The following is a 14,385-nucleotide window of genomic DNA, read 5'->3' as shown; positions in this document are numbered from 1 at the left end:
GTTTCATGCACGCAAATTTTGGCTTTAACACAAACTAATTAAAAATAAAATTTACAATTTACATTGACTTATCACCACATGACTTATATTTTGTTTCATTTATTTCTATTTTACTTTAAGTTGTAGGAATAAAAAAGCCATGACGTTCTATTGCGCCATGACTTTGGTACTAATGTTAATTACTATTTGGTGAAAAGAACGCGAGTGCCTTCTGGTACGGAAATTTCTTTTTGAATAGGAGTTAGGCTACCAGTACCAGCGTTTCTTGTGTAAAGAGTAGCATTATCTGTATTTTGATTAGCGACAACGACGTAGCGCTGATCTTTATCCCAATTAAAATCACGAGGGAAGTCACCAAAAGTGGATACACGTTGAACCAGGCTCAAAGTATGATCGTCGTTAACTTTGAAGACAGCAATTGAATTATGTCCCCTGTTGGAAGTGTAAACATATTTGCCATCTTGACTAATATATAAGGCAGCAGCTCCGTTATGGTCAGTAAAATCAGCAGGAATTGTCTTATAAGTAGCAATATTTTCAAAGTCCCAAGTGTCTTCGTTAAATTTAACGACATTGATTTGACTAGAAAGTTCACCGACAACGTAGAAGTAATTGCCATCTTTACTGAAGACGATATGACGTGTACCAAAGCCAGTTTCGCACTTATATTGAGCAATGTGTTTTAATTGATCATTTTCTAATCTATAAAAATCAACGGTATCATTGCCTAGATCACAACTAACCAAGTTACCAGCTGGGGTTTCATCAAAGAAGTGAGGGTGAGGACCGTCAACTTGTTCAGGACGCGGACCCAACGTTTCAGCTTTGTGAGTTATAGTATCAACTAGATCGAGCTTGCCACTGTCGTTGTAGCGGAAAACGGACAAGACAGCAGTATGATAGTTAGCAGTGTAAATCAACTTTTTGGTGCGGTTAATTCCTACATAAGCTGGCGAAGAGCCTGGAGTTAAATAGTGGTCAACTTCGTTTGCGCCTTGATCACTTAATTGAAAGACGCTGATTCCACCTTTATCGCCAGCGTTATTAACAGTAAAAATTAAATTACCATCTTTTCGGAAATAAGTTGGACCACCAACGCTAATAATATTCTCAGCTTTGCCTAAACGGGCATCATTTGCTGCACCGGTAATAGGTAATTCATAAATCCCTTTGGAAGTTTTTTTGGTGTAACCTCCGATTAAAACCTTCATATATGTGGGCCTCCATCTCTAAATAAAAATAAGTCTAAAATAAAGTATAGCATGAAAGCGGATTAGACGCTTAAAAACACGATTTCCTGTTGAGCAAAAAATAATCGCCGATTTTGGGCTGCTTAAGTTTTTAAGCAGCTTTTCTTATGCTAAAATTATTTTTAAGGAGAGATTATATTATGAAATGGATTGCAAATATTAAAAAAATTGGTAAAAAGGCCGTCGATAATAAAGATGGCATGGTAATTTTATTTGGCGAGGGTGCTAATAAGGATTTGGAAGACGTTTCTGTCATTCAAAAATTCAGTACTGAGACGCCAGTTAGTGGTTTTGTTTTTAAAAAAGGCGATACAATCACTGTTGATGGTCAAACCTATGTTGCAAACTATGTTGGTCCGATGGTAGAGAGCAACATGAAGGCATTGGGACACGCAACCTTGTTCTTTAACCGTCCCGTTTCTAAGACGCCACTTGCTAATGCGATCTACTTTGATCCGGATATTGATCAACCATTACCTAATTTTAAGGTTGATGATGATATTGTTTATGAACACATTTAAAAATTAGGATGAATAGATGGAAAATAACCAACATAGGGGTGGAACTGTTTTTAAAAAATGGTTCTTAGATAATCGTTTTAGTATTGTTTTATTAAACGTCCTGCTATTCTTTTTAATTATTTGGGTCTTTAATAAAGTATCTTTTGTATTGAATCCTGCCTGGATCTTCTTTAGTGCAATTTTACCGCCATTATTATTAGCGGTAATTCAGTACTATATCATGAATCCGGTTGTTGATTGGTGTGAAAGAAAATTTAAGATTCCGCGAGTGGTGACAATTATAGTTTTATTCTTACTAGTAGTTGTCGCATTAATTTGGATTATTAATATCTTGGTTCCAATTGCACAGAATCAGATTAATTCATTGATAAAGAACTGGCCTCATATTTGGAATGATGCGGTTAATGCAACACAAAATGCGTTGCAAGATCCGCGTTTACATTCATTTAAAGGCAGTATCAAAGGCATGATTGATAATACGCAGAAGACCTTATTTAAATCTGGACAAAGTACCATCAATGCAACTATCGGCAATATTTCATCTGCCGTCAGCATTATTACAATGGTGGCTATGACTTTGTTAACTGCACCGTTTATTTTATTCTTCATGTTAAAAGATGGTCATCAACTGCGGCCATATATTACCAAGTTTGCACCTGAAAAGTGGCAACCTAGTTTTAGCAAATTATTATATGATATTAACTATGCTGTTGCTTCATATGTCCGTGGTCAAATTACTGTTGCCTTTTGGGTAGGTGTGATGTTCTCATTGGGTTACATTCTAATTGGTTTACCATATGGCGTGGCTTTGGCAATTTTAGCTGGGTTTATGAACTTAATCCCATACTTTGGTACACCATTAGCAATGATTCCTGTAATTGTAATTTCAATTATGACTTCAGGTTCAATGTTAATTAAGGTCTTAATTGTTTTTGCTATTGAACAAACAATTGAATCAAGAATTCTTAGCCCATGGGTAATGGGGAATAAAATGGAAATGCACCCAATTACAACAATTTTACTCTTGATTGGTGCTAGTGCCGTCTGGGGCTTATGGGGTGTAGTTTTCGGTATTCCAATTTATGCGATCTTGAAGATTATTGTGTCTCGCGTGTACAATTATTATCGAAGAGAGTCTAAACTCTTTGAAGAGAATGCTGTTTCTTCGACCACGGGGGATGCAGATCATGACGAAAGCGAATAAATACTAGATAGTTTTAAAGCGTGGCTTAAAAGCTACGCTTTTTTGATAAGGAGTTTTTTGAATGACTAATCATGTAGTTTTGTATGAACCATTGATGCCAGCTAATACTGGTAATATTGCTCGTACTTGTGCGGGGACTAACACTGTCCTTGATTTGATTGAACCACTTGGTTTTCAAATCGATAATAAAAAAATGAAGCGAGCAGGTCTTGATTATTGGGACAAGGTCGATGTACGCAGACATGATGACTTGAATGCCTTTTTGAAGACCTTAGGGCCTAATGATGAGATGTATTTAATTTCTAAATTCTCATCAAAAAATTATGCACAAGTCGATTATACTGATCCTAACAAGAATTATTACTTTGTTTTTGGTAAAGAAACAACTGGTTTGCCAGAAACTTTTATGCGTGAATACTATGACCGTAATTTACGTATCCCAATGTCTGATAACATTCGGTGCTATAACTTGTCTAATTCTGTAGCAATGGTTTTGCTAGAAGCTTTACGCCAGCAAGGTTTTCCTAATATGGAAACAACCCATCATTATGAAAATGACAAGTTAAAAGATGACTATGATCGTCCTGAAAGATATGAACGTAATCTAGGGGAGAATAAATAATGGATTTTGAAAAACAGACAGATATTATCGTACAGGCATTTCATTATGATTTAGTTGATGAAGATACCAAACCAATTAGTGACGTTAGACCAGGAATTAGAAAATTAGATGTTAGCGGTGACGATGAGCATTCAGAAGAAAATGGTAGTTACTATGATGTTGCTATTCAATATGATGTAATTCCTGCACCAGCTATGTTTGAAGCAAGCGGCTTGATTCATCAAATCGTGCAATTAAAAGATTACCATGGTGATGGCTCTGACATTAGTAATTCAGATTGGCAGTTACTAACTCGACCATTAGTTGAGCAACTTGAGACCTTGATCTATGAAACAACCCAATTAACTTTGGGTCAGCCGGTTAACTTGAACTTCAAGGCTGAATTCGATAATTAATCAGGTGAGTACATGCCTGCAAAAAAGAAACAAAGAAAGGCCAAAAAGAGCTACAATAAGCGAAAAGCAAACAAAAAGCAAAATCTTAATTGGAGTATTTGTGGTTTAGTCTTGATTTTAATAGCGGGGCTAGCTTTTGTCCGTTTCGGTATTTTGGGTAAGCAAATTGCAAATTTGATTCGAATGTTCTTCGGGGATTCCTATTTGTTTGCGGCAGGTTTACTGGGACTTTTTGGCCTAGTAAATTTAATCTATAATCAACCGATTCACTTAACAATTAAGCGTAGCTTGGGGTTAGCAATCGCTTTTTTGGGAATTCTGTTAATTCAATGTAACTTGTATTTTGAACATGAATTAGTTAACAGTAATTTCCTGAATTCTTTTTGGCATGCAATGGCTGCGGAGTTTGGTCGTGCTGGAGTCACTGAGAGCATTGGTGGTGGATTAATTGGTTCATTAGCTTATCAACTTTTTTATCCACTACTAGGGCAAATCGGTGTCCGTGTTTTTGCTATTTTATTGCTGCCAATTGGAATTTTGATGTTTTTTGATGTTAAATTTAGAACAATTATCGAAAAATTCCAGACAGTTAGTCAATTATTCATCAAAAAGAATAAAGAAGCTGGGGTAAAGGTCAAAGATAAATATAATGACGTTTTGGAAAAGCGGCGTCAGAAAAAAGAGGAACAAGACGAAGATTTAGTTGATGACGATAAACCGATTTTTCCTAATGTAGCAGACTTTGACCCTGCCGATCCAACTGATGACGATGTAACGCCGACGGCTGAAGACGTAGAAGTTGAGCCAGAGACCACACCTGATCCAGAACCACAAATTCAAATTGCACCACAACATGATGACGGGGTAAAGGAACTACCTAAGTCACATTCTTTTGCGGAAGATGATCAAAAGTTAAAGCAGGAATTAGCCGATGTCGATCATGGTGAACTAAAAACTGATGCGCCAGTCAATAAAGCTTATAAGATGCCACCTTTAAGCTTACTTGATCCAATTAAATCGACTGATCAGAGTACTGACCGTGATTTAATTAAGAAAAATACCCAAGTTTTGCAATCAACGTTTAAGAGTTTTGGCGTTAAGGTGATTATTAAAAAAGCTATTTTAGGACCAACTATTACGCGTTATGAAGTCCAGCCAGCTGTTGGCGTTAAGGTAAGTCGAATTGTAAACTTAGCGGATGATTTGGCTTTGGCGCTTGCGGCTAAAGATATTCGAATTGAAGCACCAATTCCTGGTAAGCCCTTTATCGGAATTGAGGTACCTAACCGAGCAACGTCTGTTGTTTCATTCAAAGACGTGATGGAACATCAAGATAATAAAGCCAAAAGCGATCCGATGGATGTACCATTGGGTAAAGATGTAACTGGAAGCATTATTTCTGCCAACTTAGCTAAGATGCCACACCTATTGATTGCTGGTTCAACTGGTTCTGGTAAGTCCGTAGCGATTAATACAATTTTAGCCAGTATTTTAATGAAGGCGCGGCCTGAAGAAGTTAAATTAGTTTTAATTGACCCAAAGATGGTCGAACTTTCAGTTTATAATGGTGTGCCGCATTTATTGATCCCTGTGGTGACCGATGCTAAGCTAGCCGCAAATGCACTGCGCAAAGTTGTTAAAGAAATGGAGCGCAGATATAAGCTATTTGCGGCTGGTGGCGTGCGAAACATGAGTGAATATAATCAAAAAGTTGCTGAAAACAATCGTGATAAAACTAAACCAGTGATGAAGCCGTTACCTTATATTCTAGTTGTAGTTGATGAACTTAGTGATTTGATGATGGTTGGTGGTCACGATGTTGAAGGCGCGATTGTTCGTTTAGGACAAATGGCACGTGCTGCCGGAATTCATATGATTTTGGCAACTCAGCGTCCAAGTGTTGATGTTATTACCGGTCTGATTAAAGCAAATGTACCATCGAGAATTTCCTTTGCTGTATCAAGTGGAGTGGATTCAAGGACTATTTTGGATCAAACAGGTGCAGAAAAATTACTTGGTCGTGGTGATATGCTTTATATGCCAATTGGGGCATCTAAACCTGAACGTGTTCAAGGTGCTTATATTGCTAGTGATGAAGTTGAACGCGTAATTGAATGGGTTAAGAAGCAACAAGAGGTTAGTTATGATGAGACAATGATTCCTAAAAAAGGTGAAAATTCATCAAATGCTGATAGTAAAGATGATGAGCCAGCAGATGAATTCTATGAGCAAGCTGTTGATTTAGTACGACGTCAACAGACGGCTAGCGTGTCAATGTTGCAGCGTAGGTTTAGAATTGGTTATAATCGTGCTGCTAGAATTGTTGATGAAATGGAAGCTAAAGGGATTGTTGGTCCATCTGAAGGCTCTAAGCCACGACAAGTTTTAGTGCCACCAATAAAGAATGAAGGTAATTCAAACAATGCTCACAACTAATATTGCAATTAGAAAAAATAAAAAGTTTACAACAGCCGCTATTGGCTGTTTTTTGCGTTTGCCGCTGACTAAACATAATTTAGCTTATGCTAGTTTGCTAGCGCGAATACAGATGAATAGCAGCTTAAGTTATCCGTCACTTGCTTTACAACAAAAAAGATTGGCAGAATTATATGATTTACAGCTGGAGATTATGCCACAAGTTTTTGGTAAAGAAATACTTTTGACTTATTATGCCAATTTTGTTGAGCCGATTGAGATTTTGGATCCACATTATACGTATGAAGAAATTCTTAATGTGATTGCACAAATAGTTAATCAACCTAATTTTGCGGAACCTTTGGTGGAATATGCTAAACGTCAATTAGCAGAAGAATATCAAGAACTGATTGAACAACCATCCAATTATGCGTTGGAGCAGTTTTTTAAATTGTGGTATCAGGATCAACCTGATTATGCGGAGACATTTATTGGCTCACTAGATGAAATCAAAGCTGCGACTAGCACGACTATGATGCATTATTGGCGTAATTTAGCTAATGTACCAATGCAAATTTTAGGAATGACCAGGGATAATAATCTGGTTTCTAAATTAGCTCAGGCTATGTTTCAACAAACTGGTTTAACTAAATCATTTCAAACAGCTAGTCTAACTATTCCAGCTAAAAGAAAGTTGATTGAAAAAGAGGATGATCAAGGAAATGTGCAAGCTCAATTGTTAATGGGCTTTGGTTTAGAACAAAGTATTGATTATCGCGGTCAAGTAATGGGAATATTATTATCGCAATATTTGGCAGGTGATCAATCATCTAAATTATTTACGCAAATTCGGGAGCAATTGGGAGCAGCTTATAATGTTGAAGCAAGCTGCTTTGCCAATAATTCTTTGTTTTTAGTCAGTGCAGGACTTGATCCTAGTAAGATTGCAGCGGCTCGAAAAATTATTTTATCCGAAATGGGTAAACTAGTTCAGGGTGAAGTAGAAGATGATTTATTTAAAAAGGCTAAAAAGGCAATTTTGCGTAATATGAAGATTGGTCTAGACGGTCAAAACTGGCAGATGGGTCAAATGTTGCGTGATGAATTGTTCTCGGGATATTTAGACTTTGATCGTGAAAATGCAATTAGGAGAGCTACACCTAAGCAGTTAGTAGCTTTCGTACAAAATTTATTCTTTAATGAAAGTTATGTTTTAAAATGATGACACCAAAAATTATCAAAAAAGAATATCAGTCAGGCTTTAAAGCCGAAATTATTTTAAAGCCACATTTTTATCAACGATTTTTCGGTATAATTGTTGACTTTGGTAGTAGTGATCCACAAAAGGTTGCCGGTTCGGCTCATTTCTTAGAGCATAAGCTATTTGCCAAAAAAGATGGTGATCTGTCAACGCAATTTGAAGATATTGGTGCTGACGTTAATGCATTCACGTCTTTTAATGAAACAATGTTTTATTGTAGTGGAATTGAGCATACGCCTAAAATGATCGATCTCTTGTTTGAATTGGTAGGGCAGCTGTATTTTACTAAGGAAAATATCGCGCAAGAGGCTCCGATTATTGAACAAGAATTGGCCATGTATCAGGATGACCCAACTTGGAGCGTAAATAATGCGATTATGCATGATATGTTTGGTGATTCTAATCTAGGGATCGAAGTTGTAGGTACGAAAGAATCAATTAATCAAGTTACAGTGAAAAACTTGACCCAAGTTTATGAGGCTAATTATGTGCCAGAAAAGATGCAATTTGTTGCTTGCGGTGATTTTTCTGATAATCAAGTGCAAACGATTTTGCGGCAAGTAGGAAAGCTGCAGCAAAAATATTTGCACGGGAAAGGTAAAAGCACAGCTGAAAAACAAGTTAGTTTTCGCATGTTACATGATCAAGTCTTGCCAGCCAGAGGTAATTCTAATTCCTTTGGTTTAGGAATTCGCTTTAAAAACTTTAAGAAAGTATTATTAAGCTTTGATTTGACTCAAATTCTGTTAGAAATAATGTTAGAATCAAAACTAAGTGCAATGGGACCATGGTTTGAAGAAATGAGAAAAAAGCAGTTGTTAATGGATTCGCTGCAGATTTCTGTTAATTACACCAGGCAGGGCGATTTTGCTACTATTTTTGGTGTAAGTCCTCAAGCTCAAGAAGTAATTGCAGAAATAAAGAGGGTATTGACGGAACCAATTAAGAAAAATTCAGCGGAATACCGTTTTATTAGACAAAACTTCATTTTGCAAAAGAAAGAATGGTTAGCACGCACTGCTAGGACAAGTAATGATCTGTCTTATTTGGCAATTGAATTAATTGAAGAAAATTTAGATCATGAAAATTTAACACAAAATATAGCTAAATTGCAGGCGATGAATTTTGATCAGTTTTATGACTACTGCCAAAAGATTATGAAAGACAGTGAACTTTGTTCTGCTTACTTAGAAAACAAGTAAGGGGTTGATAAAGTTGAAGCGAGCAATTGTCTTTGGTGCAACTGGCGGTATTGGTCAAGATATTTGTCGAGATTTGGCAGATGCCGGTTGGTCATTATACTTGCATTATCATTCTAATTCTCAAAAAGCTGAAAATTTAGTTCAAGAGCTGTTTGCTAAGCATCCTGACCAGGATTTTATGTCGCTACAGTTGGATTTTGCGACAGGGGATGCACAGTTAACAGATTTTGTTAAAAACTTGTTGCCAGTTAATGCAGTAGTTTTTGCTCAAGGAATTACTAAGTATGGTTTTTTAGGTGATGAAAAATTAGCAAATATCACTGATCTGATTAATATTAATCTTACTGTGCCAATTAAGTTAACTAAATTGTTAGAGCCACAACTGATGAAACGAGATTTTAGTCGTATAGTTTATTTAGGCTCAGTCTATGGTGGTGCAGGTAGTGCATTAGAAAGCGTCTATAGTGCAACTAAAGGTGGTTTAACCAGGTTCGCTCAGGCTTATGCGCGTGAAGTTGCTTCCAATAACTTAACGGTTAATGTAATTGCGCCTGGTGCGGTTAAAACCAAAATGAATGCATTCTTTTCTGAGGATACGATTCAAGAGGTAAAAGATGAAATCCCAGTTGGTCGTTGGGCCGATGGCAGTGATATTTCATACTGGGTTAGAACACTGCTAGATCGACGTAGTAGTTATTTAACAGGACAGACAATTTATGTTACAGGTGGATGGCTTTTATAACTAAGACGTTGTAATAAGAATTTTATGGTATACTCAACATGATAAATTAAAATTTGAAGAGGTAAATATGGCAGATATCGGAGATAAATTAAAGAGCGCCAGAGAGGCTAAGGGACTTTCAATTGCAGATATTGAAAAAGCTACTAAAATTCAGAGCAGATATCTTGAAGCGATTGAGAAGAATGAATTTGATAAACTTCCAGGCGATTTTTATGTTAGAGCATTTATTCGTCAATATGCACAAGTTGTTGGCTTGGATGGTAAGGAGTTATTAAGTGATTACCACGATGATGTACCAGAAGCTAAGCCAGATGAGTACGTAGAAAACTCGATTGATAATAAGAGTGAAGAAGTACGAGAAACCACCGACAATAAGAAAAATTTGTGGAAGAATTACTTGCCACGAATTGCGATCGGACTTGGTGTAATTATCGTAATTCTTGTAGTGTACGTTTTGTATGCTCGTCTTTCTTCAGGTGGTCAAAAGAACCAAGCTGATAATAATGATGTAACTGTTTCATCACAAAAGTCATCATCGTCATCTTCTAAGAAAGCTAAAAAAGTAGTAGTCAATAAAGTTAAGGTTACTAAGGTTAGTGACAATGAGTACCGAGTTACTGGCTTGAATAAAAACCGTCGCCTAGTTGTGCGTGCTGGTGAAAACCAAAATATTTCAGCAGGTGTACAAGTCAATGGTAATGCTAATAGCTGGCAATCAACTTTACTTGCTAATCAAAAGCACACTATGACTTTGCCAAGCAATGCAGAGAGAGTAGTGATTACTTTAGGCAACGATAATGGTACTTCAATCACTATTGCAGGTAAGAAAATCCCATATACAGCAAACAATGCGTACAGGACAATTACTTTGTTGATTGGTAAGGCTAAGGGAACTACTAGTCAAAATAATAGTAGTTCTAATAATACGGGCTCTACTAATAACAATACAACCAATAGTAGTTCTACCCAAAGCCGTACAACTACTCAAAGCAGTGCTACTCATCAAAGCAGTCGTCAACAATCATCTACTACTACTCAAAGTAGCCAACAAACCCAACAAAGTAGTCAAACTCAACAATCATCTACTACTCAATCATCAGCAGACACTAACAATGGCAATGATGGTGGAAATAATAACAACAATTAAAATCTAGGAGTGTTAGAATGAATTTACCTAATAAACTTACTGTTTTTAGAATCTTTTTGATTCCAGTATTTATGTTAATCATCATTTTTGGTGGGAATGCTAGTGTTCAAGCAGCAGGCTCAACTGTTGTTTGGAGTCGTGTTATTGCTGCTATCGTTTTTGCTGTTGCTTCGGCTACTGATTGGTTTGACGGTCACATTGCGCGTTCACGTAATATGGTAACCAATTTTGGTAAGTTTGCTGATCCATTAGCTGATAAGATGTTAACTATGACTGCTTTCATTTTCTTAGTTGAATTGAAACTTGCTCCAGCATGGGTAGTAGCTATCATCGTTTGTCGTGAATTGGCTGTTACTGGTTTGCGTTTGATCTTAGCAGAAAATGAAGGACAAGTTTTAGCAGCAAAGATGCCTGGTAAAATTAAGACTACTTGCCAAATGTTATCAATCATTTTCTTATTGATTGGTGACTTCTTCCACATTGGTACTATCTTACTTTACCTTGCGTTGATCTTTACTATTTACTCAGGTTACGATTACTTCCACCAATCATGGGGCGTATTCAAGGGCTCAATGTAAAATAGTATTAAGTCAAGAATGATTAAAAGAAGCATTTGCTTCTTTTTTATTTTGTAAAAAAATAATGGCGATTTTTTGCGTAATAAATAATAGAGGGTAAAAAATCCTTTGAACGTTCGTTTGCATTTCTCTTGCAAATTGGACGGCGGTCAAAGTATAATTATTAGGTACGAAAAATAGGAGGACATTAATGGCCAAAGACGAAAAACAGGCTGCTTTAGATGCAGCGCTTAAAAAAATCGAAAAGAATTTCGGTAAGGGTGCTGTAATGCGGATGGGCGAAAAAGCTGATACGCAAATTTCAACAGTGCCAACAGGTTCATTAGCTTTAGATGCTGCTATCGGTGTAGGTGGATATCCTCGTGGTCGTATTATTGAAGTTTATGGCCCAGAATCATCTGGTAAGACTACTGTAGCCCTTCATGCTGTAGCTGAGGTACAAAAGCGTGGTGGTACTGCAGCTTATATTGATGCAGAGAATGCGATGGACCCTGCTTATGCTGAAGCTTTAGGTGTAGATATTGATTCATTAATTTTGTCACAACCTAATACTGGTGAAGAAGGTTTGCAAATCGCTGATACTTTGATTTCCAGTGGGGCAATTGACATTGTAGTAGTCGACTCTGTTGCTGCCTTAGTACCACGAGCAGAAATTGAAGGCGAGATGGGGGATGCCCATGTTGGTTTACAAGCGAGATTAATGAGTCAAGCTTTGCGTAAGCTATCAGGTAATATTTCTAAGACTAAGACTATTGCCATCTTTATTAACCAGATTCGTGAAAAAGTTGGGGTAATGTTTGGTAATCCTGAAACTACCCCAGGTGGTCGTGCTCTTAAGTTTTACTCAACTATTAGATTGGAAGTAAGAAGAGCTGAACAGATTAAGCAATCAGGAGATGTTCTTGGTAACAGAGTTAAAATTAAAGTTGTTAAGAACAAGGTTGCTCCACCATTTAAGGTGGCAGAAGTAGACATTATGTACGGTAAGGGAATTTCACAAAGTGGTGAATTACTGGACATGGCTGCTGATAAGGACATTATCGATAAAGCAGGTTCTTGGTACTCTTACAAGAGTGATCGAATTGGTCAGGGACGTGAGAATGCTAAGAAGTATCTAGAAGAGCATCCAGATATTTATCAAGATATCCAAAAGCAAGTGCGTCAAGCTTACGGGATTGATGAAAAGTCAATTGCTGATCGTGAAGATCCAGAAAAGATCAAGGAGAAGCGCGAAGAAGCCAAGACAGAAAAAGAAGCTGCTACAGATAAAAAGTCTGATCAAGCTAAATAATTATGTCAAAAACCCTGGATTTATTTTCCAAGGTTTTTTGATTTAATTGACATGAACAGATAGGTTCTTTATCATAAAAGTTGTGTGAATAATTCTAAAAAAGGCGATAGTAATCATGAATAATATGTTAACAATTATGATTCCCGTCGCAACTGCCATTGTTTCACTCTTGGTGGGTTCAGTGGTTGGTTATGCAATTCGCAAGCATTCTTGGGAACAAAAAGCTCAAAATGCCCAGAATGATGCTGACCACATTTTAGCTGATGCTAAGGCACAGGTTGCTGCAGCACAAGCTGAAGTTAATGCACAAAAGCAAGCAGCAGCGGCTGTTAAGCAAAGTGCAGAAAATACTAAAAAAGAAAAAATTCTTGAAGCTCAAGAACAAATTCGTGATTTTAGGCAAAAGACCGAGGATGAGTTAAATTCCAAGAAAGATAATTTAGCTCGGGAGAAAAATCGTTTACAACAACGTGAAGATACCTTAGATCATAAGAATTCTTTATTAGATGAACGTGAAAGTGGACTCACGCAAAAGGAAGACCAATTAAAGCAGCAGTATGCTAGCTTAAAGGCAAAATTAACTGAGGCTGAAGAATTAGTAGAAACTAGACGGCAAAAGCTTTATGACGTAGCTAAGTTGGATGAGGAAGAAGCCAAGAAGATTGTGCTTAGTCAATTATCTGATGAACTAGTCAAAGAACGAGCCGAGATGATCAGAAATAGTAACGAAGAAGTAAAAGCTAAAGCTGATCATTATGCTAATCAGGTCATTGTGGATGCTATTCAAAGTAGCGCGGCAGATACAGTTGCCGAAACAACTGTATCTGTTGTTGATCTGCCAAATGAAGAGATGAAGGGACGGATTATTGGTCGTGAAGGACGCAATATCCGTTCATTTGAAGCTTTGACTGGAATAGATCTAATTATTGATGATACGCCAAAGGTTGTTACCTTGAGTGGTTTTGATCCAATTAGACGTGAAATTGCCAAAAGAGCGATGGAACGCTTAATCAAGGATGGCCGCATTCACCCAGCTAGAATTGAAGAAATGGTCGATAAGGCCAGAAAAGAAGTTAACGATGACATCTATGAAGCAGGTGAAAGTGCTTTGATGGAGCTGGGAATTCACCGGATGAATCCTGAATTAGTTAAGACGCTAGGTCGTCTTAAATATCGTACTTCTTATGGACAAAATGTTTTGTCACATTCAATTGAAGTTGGTAAGCTAGCAGGCACGATGGCTGCAGAATTAGGCTTGGATGAAAAATTAGCAGTTCGCGCGGGGTTATTACACGATATTGGTAAAGCCATCGATCATGATATTGAAGGTTCCCATGTAGAAATTGGGGTTGAACTAACTCGGAAATATCATGAACCAGATGTTGTAGTAAATGCGATTGCTGCACACCACGGCGATGTGCCTAAGTTGTCGTTTATTGCTGAACTTGTTGTTGCAGCAGATACGATTTCTAGTGCTCGTCCTGGTGCAAGAAGCGAGAGTTTGGAAAATTATATTAGACGTTTGACCGAATTGGAAAAGATTGCTAAGAGCTACCAAGGCGTTAAGCAGGCTTATGCAATTCAAGCGGGACGTGAAGTTCGTGTGATGGTTGAACCTGACGAAATTTCAGATGATCGGACAGTTATTTTGGCACGTGATATTCGTAATCAGGTTGAAAAAGAACTTGATTATCCAGGTAATATTAAGGTTACCGTTATCCGTGAAAAAAGAGTTGTGGCGATCGCTAAATAAATTA

13 protein-coding genes are annotated in these 14,385 nt (G+C 37.2%); 12 read left to right on the top strand and 1 reads right to left on the bottom strand.

What is annotated here, in order from left to right; all coding sequences use genetic code 11:
- Nucleotides 1-182: 182 nt before the first annotated feature.
- Nucleotides 183-1,211 (bottom strand): lactonase family protein, encoded by a 1,029-nt coding sequence (locus CP367_RS04335; protein ID WP_057726545.1) that lies wholly within the window; start codon nucleotides 1,209-1,211, stop codon nucleotides 183-185.
- 179 nt (nucleotides 1,212-1,390) lie between these two features.
- Between CP367_RS04335 and CP367_RS04330 the strand changes: the two genes are divergently transcribed.
- From CP367_RS04330 to rny, 12 genes are all read left to right on the top strand, one after another.
- Nucleotides 1,391-1,771, top strand: coding sequence for a PTS glucitol/sorbitol transporter subunit IIA (locus CP367_RS04330; protein ID WP_005721518.1), 381 nt, complete (start codon nucleotides 1,391-1,393; stop codon nucleotides 1,769-1,771).
- 16 nt (nucleotides 1,772-1,787) lie between these two features.
- Nucleotides 1,788-2,975 (top strand): AI-2E family transporter, encoded by a 1,188-nt coding sequence (locus CP367_RS04325; protein ID WP_005718622.1) that lies wholly within the window; start codon nucleotides 1,788-1,790, stop codon nucleotides 2,973-2,975.
- 61 nt (nucleotides 2,976-3,036) lie between these two features.
- Nucleotides 3,037-3,597, top strand: a complete 561-nt coding sequence (locus tag CP367_RS04320) for a tRNA (cytidine(34)-2'-O)-methyltransferase (protein WP_005718623.1) — start codon at nucleotides 3,037-3,039, stop codon at nucleotides 3,595-3,597.
- Nucleotides 3,597-3,992, top strand: a complete 396-nt coding sequence (locus CP367_RS04315) for a DUF1149 family protein (protein ID WP_005718624.1) — start codon at nucleotides 3,597-3,599, stop codon at nucleotides 3,990-3,992. Before CP367_RS04320 ends, CP367_RS04315 begins: the two co-directional genes overlap by 1 nt.
- A 12-nt stretch (nucleotides 3,993-4,004) precedes the next feature.
- Nucleotides 4,005-6,428, top strand: coding sequence for a DNA translocase FtsK (locus tag CP367_RS04310; protein ID WP_005718625.1), 2,424 nt, complete (start codon nucleotides 4,005-4,007; stop codon nucleotides 6,426-6,428).
- Nucleotides 6,415-7,629, top strand: coding sequence for a pitrilysin family protein (locus tag CP367_RS04305; RefSeq protein WP_005722708.1), 1,215 nt, complete (start codon nucleotides 6,415-6,417; stop codon nucleotides 7,627-7,629). Before CP367_RS04310 ends, CP367_RS04305 begins: the two co-directional genes overlap by 14 nt.
- Nucleotides 7,626-8,870: a pitrilysin family protein gene (locus tag CP367_RS04300; RefSeq protein ID WP_089146336.1), complete on the top strand. Its 1,245-nt coding sequence runs from the start codon at nucleotides 7,626-7,628 to the stop codon at nucleotides 8,868-8,870. The genes CP367_RS04305 and CP367_RS04300 overlap by 4 nt, the downstream gene beginning before the upstream one ends.
- Nucleotides 8,871-8,883: 13 nt before the next feature.
- Nucleotides 8,884-9,612, top strand: coding sequence for an elongation factor P 5-aminopentanone reductase (gene ymfI, locus CP367_RS04295; RefSeq protein ID WP_089146335.1), 729 nt, complete (start codon nucleotides 8,884-8,886; stop codon nucleotides 9,610-9,612).
- A gap of 67 nt (nucleotides 9,613-9,679) precedes the next feature.
- Complete coding sequence (locus tag CP367_RS04290; protein ID WP_013086048.1) at nucleotides 9,680-10,759, top strand: RodZ family helix-turn-helix domain-containing protein; 1,080 nt, start codon at nucleotides 9,680-9,682, stop codon at nucleotides 10,757-10,759.
- A 17-nt stretch (nucleotides 10,760-10,776) separates the two neighbouring features.
- Nucleotides 10,777-11,337 (top strand): CDP-diacylglycerol--glycerol-3-phosphate 3-phosphatidyltransferase, encoded by a 561-nt coding sequence (pgsA, locus tag CP367_RS04285; protein ID WP_005718631.1) that lies wholly within the window; start codon nucleotides 10,777-10,779, stop codon nucleotides 11,335-11,337.
- 190 nt (nucleotides 11,338-11,527) lie between these two features.
- The gene (gene recA, locus CP367_RS04280) at nucleotides 11,528-12,628 is read left to right on the top strand and encodes a recombinase RecA (RefSeq protein WP_013086050.1); all 1,101 of its coding nucleotides are present in this window, start codon (nucleotides 11,528-11,530) and stop codon (nucleotides 12,626-12,628) included.
- Nucleotides 12,629-12,743: 115 nt separating this feature from the next.
- Nucleotides 12,744-14,381: a ribonuclease Y gene (gene rny / locus CP367_RS04275; RefSeq protein ID WP_089143525.1), complete on the top strand. Its 1,638-nt coding sequence runs from the start codon at nucleotides 12,744-12,746 to the stop codon at nucleotides 14,379-14,381.
- Nucleotides 14,382-14,385 lie beyond the last annotated feature (4 nt).

The sequence above is a fragment of the Lactobacillus sp. UMNPBX16 genome (genome assembly GCF_002553775.1).
GTDB classification, from domain to species: domain Bacteria; phylum Bacillota; class Bacilli; order Lactobacillales; family Lactobacillaceae; genus Lactobacillus; species Lactobacillus crispatus.
The sequence above is the reverse complement of the archived record's forward strand: the minus strand, read 5'-3'. Positions and strand labels throughout refer to the sequence as shown.

Bases quoted from the DNA above. Each gene is read 5' to 3' on its own strand.
- CP367_RS04315 (WP_005718624.1), top strand. From the start codon at position 3,597: ATGGATTTTGAAAAACAGACAGATATTATCGTACAGGCATTTCATTAT.
- CP367_RS04335 (WP_057726545.1), bottom strand. From the start codon at position 1,211: ATGAAGGTTTTAATCGGAGGTTACACCAAAAAAACTTCCAAAGGGATT.
- CP367_RS04325 (WP_005718622.1), top strand. From the start codon at position 1,788: ATGGAAAATAACCAACATAGGGGTGGAACTGTTTTTAAAAAATGGTTC.
- CP367_RS04290 (WP_013086048.1), top strand. From the start codon at position 9,680: ATGGCAGATATCGGAGATAAATTAAAGAGCGCCAGAGAGGCTAAGGGA.
- recA (WP_013086050.1), top strand. From the start codon at position 11,528: ATGGCCAAAGACGAAAAACAGGCTGCTTTAGATGCAGCGCTTAAAAAA.
- CP367_RS04330 (WP_005721518.1), top strand. From the start codon at position 1,391: ATGAAATGGATTGCAAATATTAAAAAAATTGGTAAAAAGGCCGTCGAT.
- CP367_RS04310 (WP_005718625.1), top strand. From the start codon at position 4,005: ATGCCTGCAAAAAAGAAACAAAGAAAGGCCAAAAAGAGCTACAATAAG.
- pgsA (WP_005718631.1), top strand. From the start codon at position 10,777: ATGAATTTACCTAATAAACTTACTGTTTTTAGAATCTTTTTGATTCCA.
- CP367_RS04305 (WP_005722708.1), top strand. From the start codon at position 6,415: ATGCTCACAACTAATATTGCAATTAGAAAAAATAAAAAGTTTACAACA.
- CP367_RS04320 (WP_005718623.1), top strand. From the start codon at position 3,037: ATGACTAATCATGTAGTTTTGTATGAACCATTGATGCCAGCTAATACT.
- CP367_RS04300 (WP_089146336.1), top strand. From the start codon at position 7,626: ATGATGACACCAAAAATTATCAAAAAAGAATATCAGTCAGGCTTTAAA.
- rny (WP_089143525.1), top strand. From the start codon at position 12,744: ATGAATAATATGTTAACAATTATGATTCCCGTCGCAACTGCCATTGTT.